The organism is Streptomyces sp. NBC_01451 (assembly GCF_036227485.1).
GTDB lineage: Bacteria > Actinomycetota > Actinomycetes > Streptomycetales > Streptomycetaceae > Streptomyces.
The window spans coordinates 9909937-9927414 of record NZ_CP109479.1; the positions used below are offsets into that span (position 1 = coordinate 9909937).

The window sequence follows — 17478 nt, forward strand, 5'->3', positions numbered from 1 at the left end:
CTTGAACTCCTGCTCGCACCATGCGCATTCGACCTTCTCAGGGACGATCCTCACTTGCCCCGCTGCGCTCGGCCCTCTGCGTCCCGGATCCGTGCAGGGCGAGCCCTTGGCCGCTCGGGGCTGCGCGTGCCGCGGGTACGTTCACCGCTGCCCTCCGCTGCCGTACGGGCCGTACAGGTCCAGCAGCCGGGTACGAGCCGCGCGCAGCCGGTGGGCCACGACCTCGCCCACCCACTGGGCGACGGCCTGGCCGAACGCCGGGTCCTCCTGGCACATCGCGCGGACGGCCGTGGCGTCGAACTCGTACGCCCGCAGCGGGGTCACTGCCTCGGCGCCCAGGTGCCAGGCGTGCGGGGTGAACAGCCACGACCAGCCGAGGAGTTCGTTGTGCCCGAGCGACTCGATCACGGCCGCCCGACGGCCGGGCACCCGCATGTCGAGGTCGACCGTGCCGGTGCGGATGATCCAGAACCGGTCGGCGAGGCCGCCTTCCTCGAAGAGCCGGGTGCCCTGGGGGTACGACACCTCCCGGGCGGCCCGCATCAGCCGCTGCCGGTGCTCGGCGGACAGCGCCCGCGGCAAGCTCGTCGTTGTGGGAGCGTTCATGGTGTGCCTCCCAGAAGGGTGTAAGGACCTGGCAACTCCAGCGTGTGCGGGTACCGGGGGACGGGCCATGGGCCACCCGGCCCCACAAACGGGCTGTCCGTCGGCCCGTTCCAGCCCTGCGGCACCCGTACGACGACGCCGGCATGGTCGGCGGGGAACGTACGCCGGACGCCGGCACAGGGACACGCGCCGCTTCGTGCGCCGCCGTGCCCTGGTCGAACGCCCGCCGTGGCACTTCAGCGGCAGCCCGTTCGACGCCCCGGCCCCTGAACGGGACAGCCCGCCCGTGCCCGGCGTGAGCAGGGTCGTGGCCCGGCCCGGCCCGGCCCGGCGCCCGCGGACCTGCCGCCTTCGCAGGCTGCCTGGAAGCGGGCGCGAAGGGCTTCGGAGCCCGGATGATCCCGGGCAACAGCAAGGGCGAGGGCTTCCGCCACCTTCCCGGGACCGCGGCGTGGGCGACACGGGTCGCCGACGAACTGCTGAAGGCGTGGGAAGAGAGCCGAGTGCTGAGGGGCACCCGCCGGGGCGGCCGGTTCCCGGGCCCGCCGGCAGGCGCGCGGGCGGGCAGGGACATCCGGTCCCTGCCCGCGCGATCACCCGGGAGTTGACCTTCCGCCCCACGCTCGGCCCGGATACGTCGGCGTCACCCGCCCCGCGCCACACTGCCGATCCACGACCGTCTTGAACACCAAGGCGGGAAGCCGGACGCGCAGGAACACTTGCCGACGACGACCACGCGTTCCTCTCCCAGGGCTCGATGACCGCCGACGCCGACTGTGGCGACGGCGGTCGGCGGAAGGCGGCTGTGGAAGGCCATCACCGGCAGCGCAGAAAGCCCTGCCCTGGACGACCCGGTGCCGTGGCGTCGGAACCTAACCGACGTCGCGTCGTCGGAAGCCCGCCAGACCGACCGCGGTCAGGGCGGCGGCGAGCGCCGTGAGGAAGGCCGGTGCCGCGAGGCGCAGGTCGGCCGCGGGCAGGTGCGGGACGTGCTCGAACGGGGAGATGTCCCTGGCCCAGCCCGGCAGGTCGAGGGCCTGGCCCAGAAGGCCGATGACGAAGCAGGCCATGAGCGCGGCCCAGGCGGCGACCGCGCCGCGCGGCACGACTCCGAACAGCGTGGTCGCGAGCCCCGCGAGGAGCCAGAGCGCCGGGGTGTAGGCGAGCGCGGCGCCGATCAGACGGGGCACCTGGCCCATGTCACCGCTGGTGATGCCGTATGCGAGCCCCGTTCCGAGCCCGGCGGCGATCAGCATGACGACACTGCCGGCCAGCGCCACGGTCAGATGACTGGCCACCCAGCGGCCACGGGAAACGGGTGCGGCGAGCACCGGCTCGGCCCGCAGACCGCTCTCCTCGCCGCGCAGCCGCAAGACGGACTGCACCGTGTACCCGGCGCCGAGGAGGGCCACAACGAGCAGCGACTGGGACAGGTAGGAGTCGGTGAGGCTGGCTCCGCCGTACCCTGCGATCAGGTCCTGAATGGCCTCGTTGTCGGCGACGAAGTCCTCCACGTCCTCGGCGACCCAGCCGTAGGCGAGGCCGGTCAGGAACACACCGCAGCTCCAGCCGATCAGGCTGCCCCGCTGCAGTCGCAGAGCCAGCCCCAGCGGTCGGCCGAGGCCCTGAGCCGCCCGCGGTGGGCCCTGCCGTGGAGGTACCAGGCCCGCGCCCAGGTCTCGCCGGTCGGACAGCGCGTGGGCCACGAGGACGGCGGCGACGGCGAAGGCCGCCGGTACGAACAGGGGCCACCAGCGTTCACCCGCGAAGGGCCGGGTCTTCTGGACCCAGCCGATGGGCGACAGCCACGACACCGTGCCGTCCCCGATGTCTCCGATGGCCCGCAGTACGAACGCCGCGCCCAGCACGGCACCGGTGCTGCCGTGCACGACCCGGGTGTTCTCCGAGATCTGGGCGGCGACGGTGGTGATCCCGGCGAAAACGAGCCCGAGCGCGCAGAAGGAGAGGCCGGTGACGACCGAACCTGTGACGGGCAGGCCCATGCCGATGAGGCCGAGTGCCACCAGGGCCCCGACGATCACGTTCATGCCGGACACGACCAACAGGGCGGCGGTGGCGTTCGCGTGCCCGCCGACCGGCAGGGAGCCGATCATCTCGGCGCGGCCGGCCTCCTCCTCGGCGCGGGTCTGCCGTCCGGTCATGAACGTACTCATCAGGGCCACCATGACCAGTCCGAAGGAGCCCACCTGGAAGACCACCTCACCGCCCAGGGTGTCGAGGCCCTGGGCCGGTCCGTTGAAGGCGATGGCCGCGGCGTTGTCCGCACTGGCCTCGGCCGCCACGTCGAGGTCGTGCTGGGTGGGGTAGAGCTCCTTCACGCTGGCCGCCGTCAGCAGCACCAGCAGCGGGACGGCCGCTGTCCAGATCAGGATGCGCACTCGTTCGCGGCGCAGGACGAGCCGGGTGAGGACGGTGGTGCCGGTCAACTCGGTTGTCGAGGTCATCGGCGCTCCTCCCCGTGGTTCGGGGCGGGGGGCCGGCCGACCGATTCCTCGCCGTAGTGGCGCAGGAACAGCTCCTCCAGCGTCGGCGGCCGACTGGTGAGGGTGCGGATACCGAAGCCGGTGAGGTGGCGTACGGCGTCGTCCAGGCGGTCGGTGTCCACGTCGAAGCGCGCCCGGTGGTTCTCGGTGCGCAGATCGTGCACGCCGTGCAGTGTGTCGAAGCCGGCAGGCGTCCGGACCGTCTCTACGTCGATCGAGGTGCGTGTCAGATGCCGCAGCCCGGTCAGTGTGCCGCTCTCCACGGTGCGGCCCGCCCGGATGATGCTCACCCGGTCGCACAGGGCCTCCACCTCGGCCAGGATGTGGCTGGACAGCAGAACCGTGCGCCCCTCGGCCTTCACCTCGCGCACGCAGTCCTGGAAGGCGCTCTCCATCAGCGGATCGAGGCCCGAGGTCGGCTCGTCCAGGAGCAGCAGTTCGGCGCGGGACGCCAGGGCGGCCACGAGACCGACCTTCTGCCGGTTGCCCTTGGAGTAGGTGCGCGCCTTCTTGGTCGGGTCCAGCTCGAACCGTTCCAGCAGCTCGTCCCGCCGGGCCGGGTCGAGGTCGCCGCGCAGCCGCCCGAAGACGTCGATGATCTCACCGCCCGTGAGCCTGGGCCACAGGCTCACGTCGCCCGGCACGTACGCCAGCCGCCGGTGCAGGGCGACCGCTTGGCGCCATGGATCGCCTCCCAGCAGCCGGACCTCGCCCGCGTCGGCTCGCAGCAGCCCGAGCAGGACCCGGATGGTCGTGGTCTTGCCCGCGCCGTTGGGACCGAGGAAGCCGTGCACCTCCCCGGTGGCCACGGTCAGGTCCAGCCCGTCCAGCGCGCGGGTCCGTCCGAAGGTCTTCACCAGCCCTGAGACGGATACGGCGGCGGAGCCGTCGCCGCCCGGCGTGCTGCGGCGCTGGTGAGCGGAAACGGCGGGCATGGGCGCCTCCCGTGTCGGTTTCCTCCGACGCTTTCGCACGGTGGTATTGCCTCGGCAGGGGCCGAAGGTCCCGGGCGGCCGAGCGATGGGCCCCGTTCGGCGCAGGACCAGGAGCCGAGCCGGTCTCCGCCGGCACTGCAGTACCGCTGAGCAGCCCGGAGATGAGTCCTACGGCCCCAGCTGTGGCGCGGCGCCGGTTCAGTCCCGCGCCTCCGTCGGCAGCCGCAGGCCGGTCTGCGCCGAGAACAGATGTGCTGCGTCCGCGCGGGGAGCGATGCGCAGGTGCTGCCCCTTGGCGTACGCCACCCGTGCCGGGGCCCGGGCGACGACCTGCGCGAGTTCCTGGCCCACCTTGGCGGTGGTGTGCAGGTAGGTCACGGCGCCGGTGTCCTCGACGGTGTCGATGACGACGTCCAGTCCCGGTGTCTCCAGGTCCTCCGGAGAAAGAACGGTGAACTGCTCGGGGCGGACGCCGAGGATGATCTCGGCGGCGCCTTCGGCGTGTGCGACGTTCAGGGCCGGCCGGGGCAGGGGCAGGACCAGCCCGCCCAGTTCCGTTCCGTCGGCGGTGAGCGCGAGGCGGAAGAGATTCATGGCCGGGGAGCCGATGAAGCCGCCGACGAAGGCGTTGGCGGGACGCGCGAATACCTCCTTCGGGGTGCCCACCTGTTGCAGCACGCCGTCCTTGAGGACCGCCACCCGGTCGCCCATGGTCATTGCCTCGACCTGGTCGTGGGTGACGTACACCGTGGTGGTGCCGAGGCGCCGCTGCAGCGCGGCGATCTGGGTACGGGTCTGGACCCGTAGCTTGGCGTCCAGGTTGGACAGCGGCTCGTCCATCAGGAACACCTGCGGCTCCCGGACGATGGCCCGGCCCATCGCGACCCGCTGGCGTTGCCCGCCGGAGAGCGACTTGGGCTTGCGGCCGAGGTAGTCGTCCAGGCCGAGCACCGCCGAGGCCTCGTCGACGCGGCGCCGGATCTCGTCCTTGGGCCGCTTCGCGATCTTGAGGGCGAAGCCCATGTTGCCCGCGGTCGTCATGTGCGGGTAGAGCGCGTAGTTCTGGAACACCATCGCGATGTCGCGGTCCTTGGGCGGCAGATGGGTCACGTCCCGGTCGCCGATCCGGATCGATCCCGAGTCGACGTCCTCAAGACCGGCGAGCATCCTCAGGCTGGTCGACTTGCCGCAGCCGGACGGGCCGACCAGGACCATGAACTCGCCGTCCGTGATCTCCAGGTCGAGTTCGCAGACGGCCGGGTGGTCCATCTTCGCGAAGCACCGGGTTGCCTTGTCGAAGGTGACCGACGCCATGATCTCCTCCTCCCCGAATGCCCCTCGGCGGTAGGGCGGCGCAGAGGACAGGGAGCGAGGGGCGTGTCCCGGCCCGTCGGTGCGCTACGACTCCAGGTTCGAACGGGCCGGTCCGCGCGGGCAGGTCCCGGTCGTCCCTGCCGGTGGGCCGGTCGGCCTTCGGCACCCGGAACGGGGCGCACACCGTGACAGCACTCCGACCACGACGGCCGCACAAGTGGATCTGGAACAGGACGAGTTCTCCCCGGCTGGGGCGCCTCACCCCCGGAACCACACCCTCGATGGCGTCGTGCGGGCGCGCGACCCGGGTCGGCAGCGTGGGCGGCCACCGGCGAGCTGACGCCGACCAGCACCCCGTACAGGATGCCCCGGTGCCCACAAGGGCACCGGGGAGCGCGCCCCCGCAGCCCAACGGGCCCCCGGGATGGGGTCGTTCAGCCCCGCAGTTGCAGACCTTCGGCATCCGGCGACGTGCTCTCCGCGCCACCAGAGTGAGTGGCGTCAGGCAACGCTCCGACCGTCCCCGAAGGGATCACCATCATGGCCGTGCACGAGCACCCTCACCGCCGTCCGGGCTTCCACCTGCCGTCCTTGCGCAGGAACCGGACCTCCTCGGTCTCCGAGTCCGCCGTGTCGGCACACACCGGCGCGCACACCGCGCAGGCCTACGTCCTCGCCTCCCTGCGCCTGCTCACCGGGTTCGTCTTCCTGTGGGCGTTCCTCGACAAGACCTTCGGCTTCGGCTACGCGACCCCGTCCGGCAAGGGCTGGATCGACGGCGGCTCGCCCACCCTGGGCTTCCTGGGCAACGTGGCCGTCGGGCCGATGGAGTCCACGTTCCACTCCTGGGCCGGGGACACCTGGGCGAACTGGCTGTTCATGCTCGGCCTGCTGGGCATCGGTCTCGCCCTGGTCAGCGGCATCGCGCTGCGGCTCGCCGCCCTCTCCGGCACCGTGATGATGGCGCTGATGTGGATCGCCGAATGGCCGCCGGCCAAGCACCTGTCCGACGGGTCGCTGAGCATGTCGACCAACCCGTTCACCGACTACCACCTCATCTACGCCGTCGTCCTCATCGCCCTCGCGGCGGCCGGTGCCGGCGCCACCTGGGGCCTCGGAAAGCAGTGGGCCAAGCTCCCGTTCGTCAGCCGCAACCGCTGGCTGCAGTGACCGAGGGAGGGGCGGCGGGACCCGAAAGGGCCCCGCGGCCCCCTGCCGCTGGGCGCCCCGTCCCTCCGCAGTCCCCTGGGGCCGAACAGTGCTGGCAGGGGACCTGCGGCCTCTGTTCCTCGCACCTTCTCGAAACGACGCTGGAATCGGCTCCCCCGATTCAGGCGGATCCGCCCGGTCCAGGAGTTGGAGACCATGTCCCGTACCGTCACCGTAGGTCTCGACGGCTCGCAGGAGAGCCGGGCAGCCGCGGAATGGGCGGCCCGCGAGGCGAAGCTTCGCGGTCTGCCGCTGAAGATTGTGCACGTGTGGGAGCCATTCCCGGCTGCCATGGCGCAGGCCCCGCTTCTCGGCCCCGAGACACGGCAGCACTGGAGCGAACGTCTCCTTCGTGAGTCCGCCGAGGGGCTGCGTCTGCGCCACCCCGGGGTCGAGATCCTCGCGGAACAGATCCCTGGCGGGGCCGCCGAGGTCCTCTCGCGGGCGGCGGAGGATTCCGAACTGCTCGTCCTGGGTTCCCGGCCACTGAGCGGGATCGGCGGATTCATGGTCGGTTCCGTCGCCATGAGCGTCGTGGCGCATGCCACCGAGCCCGTGGTCCTGGTCCGGGCCGGCGAACAGGCAGCGGACGAGCACGAGTTGGACCCGGTGGGCATTCCGTCCGCCGCTGCTCCCTTCCGGCCCGTCGTCCTCGGCCTGGACACCGGCAGTCCCGACGACTCCGTCATCGAGTTCGCCTTTGTCGAGGCCGCCCGCCGATACACCTCCCTGCACGTCGTCCACGGATGGAACCCGCCGCCGTATTACGCGTACGGACTCGCCGCCGACGTCGAATTCCAAATCGAGCTCGGCCGGCAGCGGGCCGATGCCCTGGCCGAGGTCCTGCGCCCGTGGCGGCAGAAATTCCCCGCCGTCATCGTCACGGAGGAGTGCCGCTTCGGACAGGCCGCCGGCCATCTGATCGACGCCTCCCATGACGCGTCGCTGGTTGTCGTGGGCCGGCGTATCCGCCGTAACCCGTTCGGTGCCCACATCGGCCATGTCACGCATGCCGTCCTGCACCACTCCACCGTTCCCGTCGCTGTCGTCGCCCACGGCTGACCCCGTTCCGGACGGGATCAGTGCTCTGGAGGCCGCCCCGCTGACCTGTGCCGCTGTCACCATGTACAAGGCGCTCAAGGTCCCGGTGTCCGGCCCGCGCAGTTCTTGCCGATCTCCGGGGTCGGCGGGCTCGGTCATCTGGCCGTGCAGTACGCGAAGATCGCCGGTGCGACGGTCGTGGCGGTCGACGTCATCGACGAGAAGCTGCGACTGGCCGCCGAACCCGGCGCGGTCATCGTCGGCGTGGACGGCTCCGAACCCAGTCCGCGGGCCGTCGACTGGGTCGCCGACGAGGCCACCCTGCTCGGGGCACCGTTCGCGTCCAGGACTTGGGCCGGACCTCCGAACAGATACCGGTCGACACGATCGTCGAGGCCGTGGCCAAGCGGGCCCACCGCCGTCAGGCGGACGTGAAGATCACCACCGGGATGCTGCCCGAGGGACCTGTACCGCGGTGCCGCCGCCGGAGGGACGCAACGCCTCTGCGCTCGTCCGGTGACCGCGAGGCCTCAGTGGCCGTGCCGAGTGCCCAGTGATCGTTGCGGGCAAGCAGCCCTGCTTCGACTGGTTGTCCATCACCCCGCCCCCTGCGGTTGTCGCGGACGGCTCGGCTCAAAGCGGGCCCGCGTCTTCGTCCTCACATCGTCCGGCGACATCCCGCTGACGAAGACGGGCCGGCCGTCATGGGTGACGACCGGCCCCGGTGCAGGGGTGTTCGGGCATTCGGCGCGATCCGCACGCCCGGTGCCCGGCGGGAACAGCTCGTCGTCACTCGTCGGTCCAGATCCCCGAGATGCGCCGTGAGTCGAGGTCGGACCGGACCAACAGGCGCGTTTGGTGGGTCTCGTGCCCGGGTTCGTCCCAGGCGAGGGTGACACGGCTCCAGCAGTGCCCCATTCCGCTGTCGTTGTAGGCGACGTTCCACCGGGTGGGAACGCCCTTGGCGCGCAGTACGCCGTCCCCTAGGTGAGCGGCTTCCCAGCGGATCAGATCGGCGCACAGCTTGGCGGTGAGGTAGTGGTGGCGGAGCGCGTGGGCCAACTGTCCTTGACCGAGGTCGTGGAGGGCGTCGGTGTACGCGCCGTAGAAGTCCGCGACGTGGTCGACGACGGACCGGGGGCTGCCCTCACGGGTCGGCACGGGGGACGCTGAAGGGGTACCGGGCGGTATGGCCGAGACGGGTTGTCCGGCAGCCGGAATCGTGGCGCTCGGTGTGACGGGGCGGAGCGCGCGGGTCGTACTCATGGAACTTCCCTTTCCCTCCTGGGCTCTGTGGCGGACAGCGGTTGTGTGTTCTCTGTCGAGTACAGCGCGGAGAGGGGGCGGGCACGAGGGCCAAGTGGCTCGTCCGCCCGGTCCGTTCGGTCCGTGAAGGAGGCAGTGCGGGAGGGTTCCGTCATCCGTTGTGACCGTGAGGGTTCCGTCCGGTGGACGACACGCGCTGTTGTCCAGCGTGCGGAGGGACGGGTTGTCCGTGCCGGCTCGGGCCGGCGCGGATCGGCCGAGTCCCGCCTCGCGGGCGGGGCGTCCAGCGACTTCCGGGAGAGCCACCGGGCGTTCGACCGGAGGTCCCGGTGTCAACCGGTCTTGTGGCTCCACCGCGGACCGACCTGGTCCCACTCCCGGCCCCAGCGGTCGATACGCCGCTGGTCGAGCCGCCAACGTGCGAGGGCTCCGGCGACGCAGGAGATCCCGGCGAGGGACAGTGCGGCTGCCGCACCGAGGAAGCCCGCCTCGATGGCTGCGTCCGTGGGGCCGATCGGCTCGGTGGTGAGCTCGCCCTGGCCGTCCTGCCAGACGACGAAGCCGGATCCGGCCGTCAGTCCCGCGTTCACCAATGTATCGGCGGTGCGGGTGGAACCGTCGGGGGCTGTCCAGCGGACCGTCGCCATCGACCGGCCGCTCGCTCCCCTGAGCGTCGAAACAGCCGGTGGGGCGTCGGTGAGCAGCACGGCTCGAACGGCATGGCGCTCGGCGCGCTGTCCGGCGAACATGTCGGCGGCGGCGTTGGCCGTCACCAGACCGGCGACCGTGCCTCCTATGGTGATGATCGCCCACAGTGCCAACACGATCCAGGCCTCGACGATGTCGTCGTGGCGTCGCAACGGGTTGCTCCGCCACCGCCAGAGCCGCTTCCTTGTGCACCTGTTGCCGCGCATCGGTCCGCACCTCCTCCTGAAGTTCCTGACATTTCCGACGGTGACAGCCGCAGAGGGAACGCGACATGGGTCCACCGGGTGGCACCGCCGTGCCGTTCGGGGGCATCTCGCCAATGAACAGGGGCCTTTCAGCCCTGGATGGACAGGGCCGGGCGGGCGTCTCCGGGCCAAGGGGCGGCACGGGCTCGCTCGGATCGGGAGGCCGGGCCTTCCTGTCCCAGGGGCAGGACCATCGGCTCGCACACTCCGCGGGGGCGGATACGTCCACGCTCGGAGGACGGCAGAGGACAGCATCGGCCGTCGTACGTCGGCCCGCTTCGACTGGTCGCCCATGACGCGGCTGCTGCCCTGCCCGGAGATCCCCGGCCTGTTCGCCACCATCCGTCCGACGGGGTCCGGCGAGTCACATCAGGAGCGGCAGAACGCCGATGTCTACGCGGACGTCTGGCGCAGGCACAGCGGCCGGTTCCCCTTCTGTCACACGTCGATTCTCCCGGACCTGCGCGCGGAACTCGGCGCGGCGGCCCGCGTGGAGGGCGCACGGCTCACCTTCGCCGAGGCCACCGCGAGGGACCGTCTCCTTCGACTGACCGCCGAGGCCGCGCAGCGCGACCGTCTCGACGTCGGCCGCGCGACGGAGGGCCGGCGGTGGGCGCACCACGCCCTGGGCCCGGCGTGAGATGTGGGCGGCGTGACATGGACGGCGCTCGGTCCGCAGGACGCTCGCGAACACCTCCCTGCGCGTGATTTCACCGCAAGGCGCCATCCCGAGCGGCTCGTGGCCCAGTCCTCCGAGAAGGACCCGGCCATCGCCGTGCCGGCCACCCGGCACGGCCGCCGTACCGACTGGCTGCACGCCGGGCAGGCGCTCCAGCACGTCTGGCTCCTCGCCACGGCCCATGGTCCGCGGATGTCTCCGCTGCATCAGGCGCTGGAGCGGCCCGACCTGCGCGAGTTCCTGAGCCCCGGGCCCGACCGGACCGGTCGCATGCATCTGCTCATGCGTCTGGGACATGGTCCGGAAGGCGCCGTCACCCCTGGGAGTACCCCGGGGCACGTGTTCGGTGAGGGGCGGCCGAATGGGTAGGCCGGGTCAGCCCGTCGTCCTTGTACGCGTCGGCCCCTGGAAAAGGCGAGGGTGCACTTCGAAGGCGCCGGACAGACCGGCACAGTCGATCTCGCCGCGTGGATCCAGGACGGTCGCCCCGCAGACGGGTTGTTCCGTGCGGCGCGGTACGGACCTGTTGTGGGTCTTGGACATGGTGAGAGAAAGGCATGTTCGGCCATGCGAGCGGAAGGGCCGGTCGGCCCCTGTCGCCCCGGCCCGAACGGCGTCTCTGGGTGCGCTCGTGCCCGTGCGACGACCCCCAATGGCCTGGCGGTGGGTACTGACCGGCCCAAGCGGGTCCCACGGGCGCGGGACAAGCTGAGACTGCGCGGAAGTCCCGGCGTCGGTCGCGCGACGCTCGGCGTGACCGACTGTCGCCGAACCGCCGGGGCCCGAGACTCGCAGGAGAACACCAGGGAGAGGTTCGTCATGAAGGGCTTCGTCTTCCACGGTCCCGGTCAGTCTGCCTGGGAGGAGGTCCCGGATCCCGGCATCAAGGAGCCCACCGACGCGATCGTGCGGGTGGACACTGCCACCATCTGCGGGACGGACCTGCACATCCTCAAGGGCGATGTGCCCGAGGTGCGCCCAGGCACGGTGCTCGGGCACGAGGCGGTCGGCGAGATCGTCGAGGCGGGCAGCGACGTACGTACCGTGCGGCCCGGGGACCGCGTCCTGGTCTCCTGCATCAGCGCCTGCGGGCGGTGCCGCTACTGCCGGGAGAGCGTGTACGGGCAGTGCCGGGGCGGCGGGGGCTGGATCCTCGGCCACCTGATCGACGGCACCCAGGCCGAGTACGTCCGTGTCCCCTACGCGGACCTGTCCGTGTACGCCCTGCCCAGCGCGGTGGACAGCAAGGACGCCGTCCTGCTGGCCGACATCTTCCCCACCTCCTACGAGGTCGGGGTGCTCAATGGGCGGGTGCGGCCCGGGGACACCGTCGCCGTCGTCGGCGCCGGTCCCATCGGACTGGCGGCGATCGCCACGGCCCGGCTGTTCTCGCCCGAGCGGATCGTCGCCGTCGACCTGGCCGCCTCCCGGCTGGAGGCGGCCAGGCGGCTCGGCGCCGATGCAGTGGCCGATGCCCGTGAACACCCGGAGCAGCTGATCGCCGACCTCACGGACGGACTCGGCGCGGACGTCGTCATCGAGGCGGTGGGCGTGCCGGAGACCTTCGAACTGTGCACGCGCATGGTGCGCCCCGGAGGACACGTGGCCAACGTGGGCGTGCACGGCAAGCCCGCCACTCTGCACCTCGAAGACCTGTGGATCAAGAACGTGACCATCACCACCGGACTCGTCGACACCTACTCGACGCCCACCCTGCTGCGGATGACGGCGGCCGGCCGGCTGCCCACCGCGGAGATGGTCACCCACACCTTCCCGCTCGACCGCATGGAGGAGGCCTACGACGTCTTCTCCCGGGCCGCCGACACCGGCGCGCTCAAGGTGGTGCTCGGCGGGCCGCAGCACGAGGTCGCCGTCCGTGCGACCTGACGAGAGGAAGTGGCGGGCCATGGACGAACAGGTGAAACCGGGCGCGGTGAAGGGATCCCCGACGAGTGATCTCGGACGTCGCCTCACCCGACGACGCGAGGAACTCGGCCTGTCCCGAAGGGAGGCGGCCGAACGGGCGGGCATGGCACCCGGCTACCTCCAGTACCTGGAGGAACAGCCCGCCACCGCACCGGGCATGAGCGCCCTCCTCAGGCTGGCCGGGGCCCTGCGTACCACCGTGCGGGACCTCACCGGCAGCACCTTGGATCTTCCGCCGGGCGCCGGGCGGGCGAGCCCGCACCCCCAGTTCACGGAGCTGAGCAAACAGGAGTGCCGCGCCCTGCTCGCCACGCACGGCGTGGGCAGGGTCGCGGTGCCCACCGTGTCGGGGCCCGTCGTCGTCCCCGTCAACTACAGCGTGGTCGAGGGCGCGATCGTCTTCCGTACCGCGGACGGCACCACGCCCGCGCAGGCGGCCGGCTGCCAGGTCGCCTTCGAGGTCGACCGCATCGACGAGGCGTTCAGCCAGGGCTGGAGCGTTCTGGTGCGCGGCCACGCGCGGACCGTGACGGCTCCGGACGATGTACGGCACCTCACGGAGCGCGCGTACAGCCTGCCGTGGGCCGGCGGCGAGCGCGACGTGTGGGTGCGCATCGATCCGCTCGCGCTCACCGGGCGCAGGATCACGGTGTGACGGCGGACGCGCCCGCTGTACGCCGACGACGGATCCGGAGAACTCGAACGGCGGGAGTGCCTGCGGTTGCCGGCGAAGGTGCCCGTCGGCCGCATCGTCCACACATGTGGGGCCCTGTCCGGGGTTCCGCCCGTCAACTTCGCTCCGGACCATGACGGTTCGGTGCTGCCGCGCACCTCGGCGGCCTCGGAGCCGGTGCGGCGATCGACGGAACGGTGGTCGCCTTCGAGGCCGACGAGGCCGATGCTGCCACCCACTCCGGCTGGAGTGCCGTAGTCACCTGCGAGGCGATGGTGATGACCGACCTCGCCGAGCGGGAGCGCCTGGCACGGACCGGCCCGCGCCCCTGGGCGCCATCGCCCGAGGAGGAGTTCGTCCGTATCGAGCCCGGGCTGGTGACCGGCCGGGAGCCGGTCGGTGGGCGCAGCACCCTGTACGGCGTGACTCCGGAACTTTGACGGGCCGTCACCGGCATGGAGCCGAACGGGTCCGCCGCAAGGGGCCGTTCGGCGTCGCGACGGGACCTGGCGGGCCCTGCCCCGAGCGTCCGTGGACGGTGAGCGTGGACTGCGAAGCCGCCGCGAACACCCGAAGGGAAGCAGGCGCCATGACTCCCCAACACGTGGTCATAGGAATGGACGGTTCGCTGCTCGCCGTTCGGGCGTTGGACTGGGCCGCCGGCGAGGCGGTGCGCCGTGGAGTCGGCCTGCGCGTCGTGTACGCCGTGGTGGACCGGGACGAGGCCGGACCCGTACTGAGTGCCGCGGCGTCACGGGTGAGCGGGCGGCACCCCGGTCTGCCGGTCGTGACAGCGGTGGCGGAGGACGGCACCGTACAGGCGCTGGTACGTGAGAGCGGGCATGCGGCCCTGACCGTTGTGGGCACGCGCGGCCTCGGCGGACTCACCGGCCTGCTGTTCGGCTCGGTGACCCCGCGACTGGCCGCGCGGGCGCGGGGCCCGTTGCTGGTCGTACGCGGGGACCATCCGTGCGACGGGGGCCGGGATGTGCTGCTCGGCCTGGAGAGCGACGCGGACGTGGATGCGGCCGTCTACGCCTTCCAGGAAGCCGAGCGGCGCGGTGTCCGGCTGCGTGTCCTGCACTCCTTGAACCACCGGCAGGTGCCCCCCGAACTGCCGTCGCTGGTGCCCGTGACGAGCCCGGGACAGGAGCGACTCGCCCGGAACGACCGGGCCGAGGAGGCCGTACCGCGGTTCGCTCTGACCCGGCTGCGGGAACAGCACCCTGGCGTGGACGTCGAGACCCGCACGTTCCGCGCCGGTGCGGCGCATTCGCTGCTGCAAGCCACGCAGGAGGCCGCGGTCGTGGTCATCGGTGCGCACGGGCGCGGCGGGCCGGGAGCGGGGTTGGGACCGGTCGCGCACACCCTGTTGCGCCGGTCCCACTGCCCTGTGGTCGTCGTGCCCGGCGGCGGATGACCGGGCGGCAACCACCTCGCCGGATGTGGAGCGCGTGGTGGTGACGCGGACGGCGATGCCGGTGCGGCCGGGGCCGGACCTTTGGTGCCCGTCCCGGCACCGGCCGCGCACCTCCCGGCAGCAGATGCCGCACTTCATCGCGCGACCGGTAGGCGCCGGCTTCGGCTTGGCGGCCCTGCGCTCCGAGGAGGCGGACGGCCGAGGCCGGCAGCGCTGCCGTGGCCCGCGGCTGCCGTGTTCCGACGCGCCGTTCATGGCGGTGCACAAGCCGTCTCTGCAGCAGTGCTCCGAAGGTGCCGTGCCTCGGTCGGCCTTCATGCCAACGGGTGGCCGACGCCATCCGGACCATCACCCAGGTCGTCGTCGGAGGCTTCGGCACCGGCGACAGCGCCCCGTCCGAGTCGGTGCGGGCGGGGCGTCCCCCAGGTGCGGCCGGTGTCCGCGGAGGACGTGGCGATCCATCCGACGTACGCACTCAGTCAATGAACGCGCTTCTGGCCGAGGCCACATCGCGTACACCCCGCTGAAGGAGACGGACGACAGGGTCATGCCCGCTCGGAGACCATCGGGACCTCGGACAGGGCCACCCGGCCCATGCGCACGCCGGCGCCTTGACCCACGCTGATGTCATGGGCCCGACGGCCCGGCAGGCATGGAGGACGTCATGCACGGCACCGTCCACGCGGACGCGACCCTCGCCCAGGCCGCGCGCATCATGGCCAGGAGCTGGGTCAAGCGGCTTCCGGTCGTCGACGATCAAGAGGTGCACCAGGGCATCGTCAGCCGGCCCGACCTGCTCGATGTGTTCTCGCGGGACGACGAGGACATCGCCGACGGAGTACGTCGAGCATTCGTCGAGCAGCTGTTCCCCGCCCCCGTCGTGCCGATCCGGGTGGAAGTCCGCGATGGAGTCGTCACGCTTACGGGCCGTATCCGTGACACCACGTTCGTGCCCGTCGCAGCCCGCCTCGTGCGGGCTGTCGCGGGCGTGGTGGACGTCGACTGCGCGCCGCCGGGACCGCGCAGGCATCCGGATCTCGACCCGGATCTCCCGGACGACGACGAGACCCGACGGACTTCCGAAGCCGGAAGCACGTCCTGAGGCAGGAGGAGGTGTCGACCGATGGCGACGACGTCTCGTACGAAAGTCACCAGGGCGTGGCTGTGGCGCTGGCACCGAAGTCCGCTTCGGCGTGCCAGCGATCGTGCTGAGGCCTGGATCGTGCTCGTCACCTGGCTTCTCGCGCTGCTGGGCGCCGTACTCGCGGGCGTCGAGACAGCCGCCGCGATGGAGCGGGGCATGGCCGAGAACCGCGCACAGGCACGTGCCGTATCGGCGGTGCTCACGGACAACGCGGCGGAGTCCGACACGGAGACCGACCTCGGTACGGTGTGGGTGAAGGTGCGCTGGACCGATGCGAACGGCGGCGCGCACACCGACCGGACGAAGGTTGACGCCGACGCCGTGGCGGGCAGCAAGGTCACGGTGTGGGTGAACCGCGAGAACGAGCTGGTGTCCAAGCCGGCCGCCCGGAGCGAGGCGAGGCTCCAGGCGGCCGTGGGAGGCATGCTGGTGGCGCTCGGCGCGGGAGCCGGAGTGCTGGTCGTGGGCCGCCTTCCGCGCGCGTTCCTGGAGCGGCGGCGCCTGGTCGAGTGGGGCGAGGAGTGGGAGCGGGTCGGTCCCAGGTGGAGGAAGCGGATGCTCGGCTGACAGTGGCCGACCGGCTCCTGTGCAGGACCGGTCGGCCCACGCCTGTCCGGCCGCCGCGCGGCACGCTGGAGGCGAGAAAGCAACAAAGCGGAGGAGGGCGACATGACTGGCGTGATCGAACGGCTGCCGGACTGGCCGACGTTGCCCGATCTGTTGGGCTGGCTCCCGGGTGCGCACACGGTCCCGGGGCTGCACGGCATACGCGTCGAGGAACACCTGGCGGAGGGGACTTACGTGCTGCGGGCCGAGCTTCCGGGCATCGACCCCGCCAAGGACGTCGAGATCACCGTCGATGAGGGTGTGCTGACGCTGCGCGCCGAGCGTGGTGAGGAGACCGAGGAGAAGCACCGTACGGAATTCCGCTACGGCACCTTCGCCCGCTCCGTCCGGCTGCCCGCGGGCGCGAAAGGGGACGAGGCGACCGCCGAGTACAAGGACGGCGTCCTGACCATCACGGTCCCGGTCCCGGAGGAGAAGGCAGGGACCAGGACCATCCCGGTGCGGCACGGCTGAACTGCCGCACCCCGTGCGCGGCCGGTGCACCCCGGCCGGCCGCGCACCTTCACGTTCACCGCCCGCCGTCGTACCGCGCTCGGGCGATCACGTGCTCGTCTGGCAAGGGTGGGACAGGGGCCGCGTCTCAGTAGGGGAGGGGTCGTCCGGAAGGCGTCCTGAGGTCGGGGGGCGCGGGTTCCCGCGGTGTCCGGGGGCGCCTGGTCACCTGTATCCGCTTCATGGTCGTCGCCTCCTGGACGGTGCTCCGCAGTTCTGCCGGTCGCGCCGGCTCCCTGGGACACACAGCCTCCTCCGTGGTCGGTGGTGCGGCCATGAGGCGACAGGCCCCAGCTGTGGGCCGGACGGCCCCGGTGCCACTCCGCACCATTTGTTCAAGAGCCGTTCAGCACCCCCGCTCGGCCCGGTCGGCTCATGCGCCACGGCCGACGTCGGAGGTGGCTGGCGCTGAGGAGTACGACTCCGACCCGAAGGGGAGCGAGAACAGTGGGTACGAGTCTGACACCGGAGTTCTGGGAGCGGTTCGCCGTCCTGCTCGTCGCGGCCATGGGCGTGACTCTCATCCTGACCGTAGCCTTCGACGCGCTGGCCGTCCGCCTACTGAGCCGTCGTGTGCACAAGCCGTCGACGCCGTACTTGCCCGAGCCCGTCGCGCACCGGCCCCCCGTCCACAGGTGAAGGGATTCGGCGACGGGGAACCGCCGGACGGAGATCGTGCAGGCCCTACC

17 protein-coding genes and 2 pseudogenes are annotated in these 17478 nt (G+C 71.6%); 13 read left to right on the forward strand and 6 right to left on the reverse strand.

Annotated elements, in window-relative coordinates:
- Positions 1-141: 141 nt before the first annotated feature.
- The 4 genes from OG595_RS43650 to OG595_RS43665 all read right to left on the reverse strand — a co-directional run bounded on the left by OG595_RS43650 (position 142) and on the right by OG595_RS43665 (position 5359).
- A complete protein-coding gene (locus OG595_RS43650) occupies positions 142-606 on the reverse strand; it encodes a cyclic nucleotide-binding domain-containing protein (RefSeq protein ID WP_329282213.1) in 465 nt (154 codons plus the stop codon).
- Positions 607-1478: 872 nt separating this feature from the next.
- The gene (locus tag OG595_RS43655) at positions 1479-3071 is read right to left on the reverse strand and encodes an ABC transporter permease (RefSeq protein WP_329282215.1); all 1593 of its coding nucleotides are present in this window, start codon (positions 3069-3071) and stop codon (positions 1479-1481) included.
- Positions 3068-4045 (reverse strand): ABC transporter ATP-binding protein, encoded by a 978-nt coding sequence (locus OG595_RS43660; RefSeq protein WP_329282217.1) that lies wholly within the window; start codon positions 4043-4045, stop codon positions 3068-3070. The genes OG595_RS43655 and OG595_RS43660 overlap by 4 nt, the downstream gene beginning before the upstream one ends.
- 198 nt (positions 4046-4243) lie before the next feature.
- Positions 4244-5359, reverse strand: coding sequence for an ABC transporter ATP-binding protein (locus OG595_RS43665; RefSeq protein ID WP_329282219.1), 1116 nt, complete (start codon positions 5357-5359; stop codon positions 4244-4246).
- Between the two features lie 540 nt (positions 5360-5899).
- On the opposite strand from OG595_RS43665, the gene OG595_RS43670 reads away from it, so the two are divergent.
- The 3 genes and pseudogenes from OG595_RS43670 to OG595_RS43680 form a co-directional block, all read left to right on the forward strand.
- Complete coding sequence (locus tag OG595_RS43670; protein ID WP_329282222.1) at positions 5900-6529, forward strand: hypothetical protein; 630 nt, start codon at positions 5900-5902, stop codon at positions 6527-6529.
- Between the two features lie 195 nt (positions 6530-6724).
- Complete coding sequence (locus OG595_RS43675; protein WP_329282223.1) at positions 6725-7630, forward strand: universal stress protein; 906 nt, start codon at positions 6725-6727, stop codon at positions 7628-7630.
- Positions 7626-7870: pseudogene (locus OG595_RS43680) on the forward strand (zinc-binding dehydrogenase); the annotation flags it as partial. The gene OG595_RS43675 and the pseudogene OG595_RS43680, both read left to right, overlap by 5 nt.
- 528 nt (positions 7871-8398) lie before the next feature.
- On the opposite strand, the gene OG595_RS43685 reads toward OG595_RS43680, so the two are convergent.
- Both OG595_RS43685 and OG595_RS43690 read right to left on the reverse strand, forming a co-directional pair.
- Complete coding sequence (locus OG595_RS43685) at positions 8399-8875, reverse strand: hypothetical protein (RefSeq protein ID WP_329282225.1); 477 nt, start codon at positions 8873-8875, stop codon at positions 8399-8401.
- A 332-nt stretch (positions 8876-9207) separates the two neighbouring features.
- Complete coding sequence (locus OG595_RS43690; protein WP_329282227.1) at positions 9208-9789, reverse strand: Rv1733c family protein; 582 nt, start codon at positions 9787-9789, stop codon at positions 9208-9210.
- Positions 9790-10120: 331 nt separating this feature from the next.
- On the opposite strand from OG595_RS43690, the gene OG595_RS43695 reads away from it, so the two are divergent.
- The 10 genes and pseudogenes from OG595_RS43695 (at position 10121) to OG595_RS43740 (ending at position 17428) form a co-directional block, all read left to right on the forward strand.
- Positions 10121-10468: a hypothetical protein gene (locus OG595_RS43695; RefSeq protein WP_329282229.1), complete on the forward strand. Its 348-nt coding sequence runs from the start codon at positions 10121-10123 to the stop codon at positions 10466-10468.
- A 99-nt stretch (positions 10469-10567) separates the two neighbouring features.
- Positions 10568-10876, forward strand: coding sequence for a hypothetical protein (locus OG595_RS43700; RefSeq protein WP_329282230.1), 309 nt, complete (start codon positions 10568-10570; stop codon positions 10874-10876).
- Positions 10877-11326: 450 nt separating this feature from the next.
- The gene (locus OG595_RS43705; protein ID WP_329282232.1) at positions 11327-12394 is read left to right on the forward strand and encodes a zinc-dependent alcohol dehydrogenase family protein; all 1068 of its coding nucleotides are present in this window, start codon (positions 11327-11329) and stop codon (positions 12392-12394) included.
- Positions 12395-12413: 19 nt separating this feature from the next.
- Positions 12414-13088 carry a pyridoxamine 5'-phosphate oxidase family protein gene (locus OG595_RS43710; protein WP_329282234.1) on the forward strand — a complete coding sequence of 225 codons (675 nt, stop codon included), beginning with the start codon at positions 12414-12416 and terminating at the stop codon, positions 13086-13088.
- Between the two features lie 15 nt (positions 13089-13103).
- Positions 13104-13546: pseudogene (locus OG595_RS43715) on the forward strand (pyridoxamine 5'-phosphate oxidase family protein).
- 149 nt (positions 13547-13695) lie between these two features.
- Entirely contained in the window at positions 13696-14526 is an 831-nt protein-coding gene (locus OG595_RS43720; protein WP_329282236.1) for a universal stress protein, read from the forward strand.
- A 664-nt stretch (positions 14527-15190) separates the two neighbouring features.
- Entirely contained in the window at positions 15191-15628 is a 438-nt protein-coding gene (locus OG595_RS43725) for a BON domain-containing protein (RefSeq protein WP_443073309.1), read from the forward strand.
- A 21-nt stretch (positions 15629-15649) separates the two neighbouring features.
- Positions 15650-16237 (forward strand): Rv1733c family protein, encoded by a 588-nt coding sequence (locus OG595_RS43730; RefSeq protein ID WP_329282238.1) that lies wholly within the window; start codon positions 15650-15652, stop codon positions 16235-16237.
- A gap of 102 nt (positions 16238-16339) precedes the next feature.
- Positions 16340-16750, forward strand: coding sequence for an Hsp20/alpha crystallin family protein (locus tag OG595_RS43735; protein ID WP_329282240.1), 411 nt, complete (start codon positions 16340-16342; stop codon positions 16748-16750).
- A 486-nt stretch (positions 16751-17236) separates the two neighbouring features.
- Positions 17237-17428, forward strand: a complete 192-nt coding sequence (locus tag OG595_RS43740) for a hypothetical protein (RefSeq protein WP_329282242.1) — start codon at positions 17237-17239, stop codon at positions 17426-17428.
- The last annotated feature ends 50 nt before the right edge of the window (positions 17429-17478 follow it).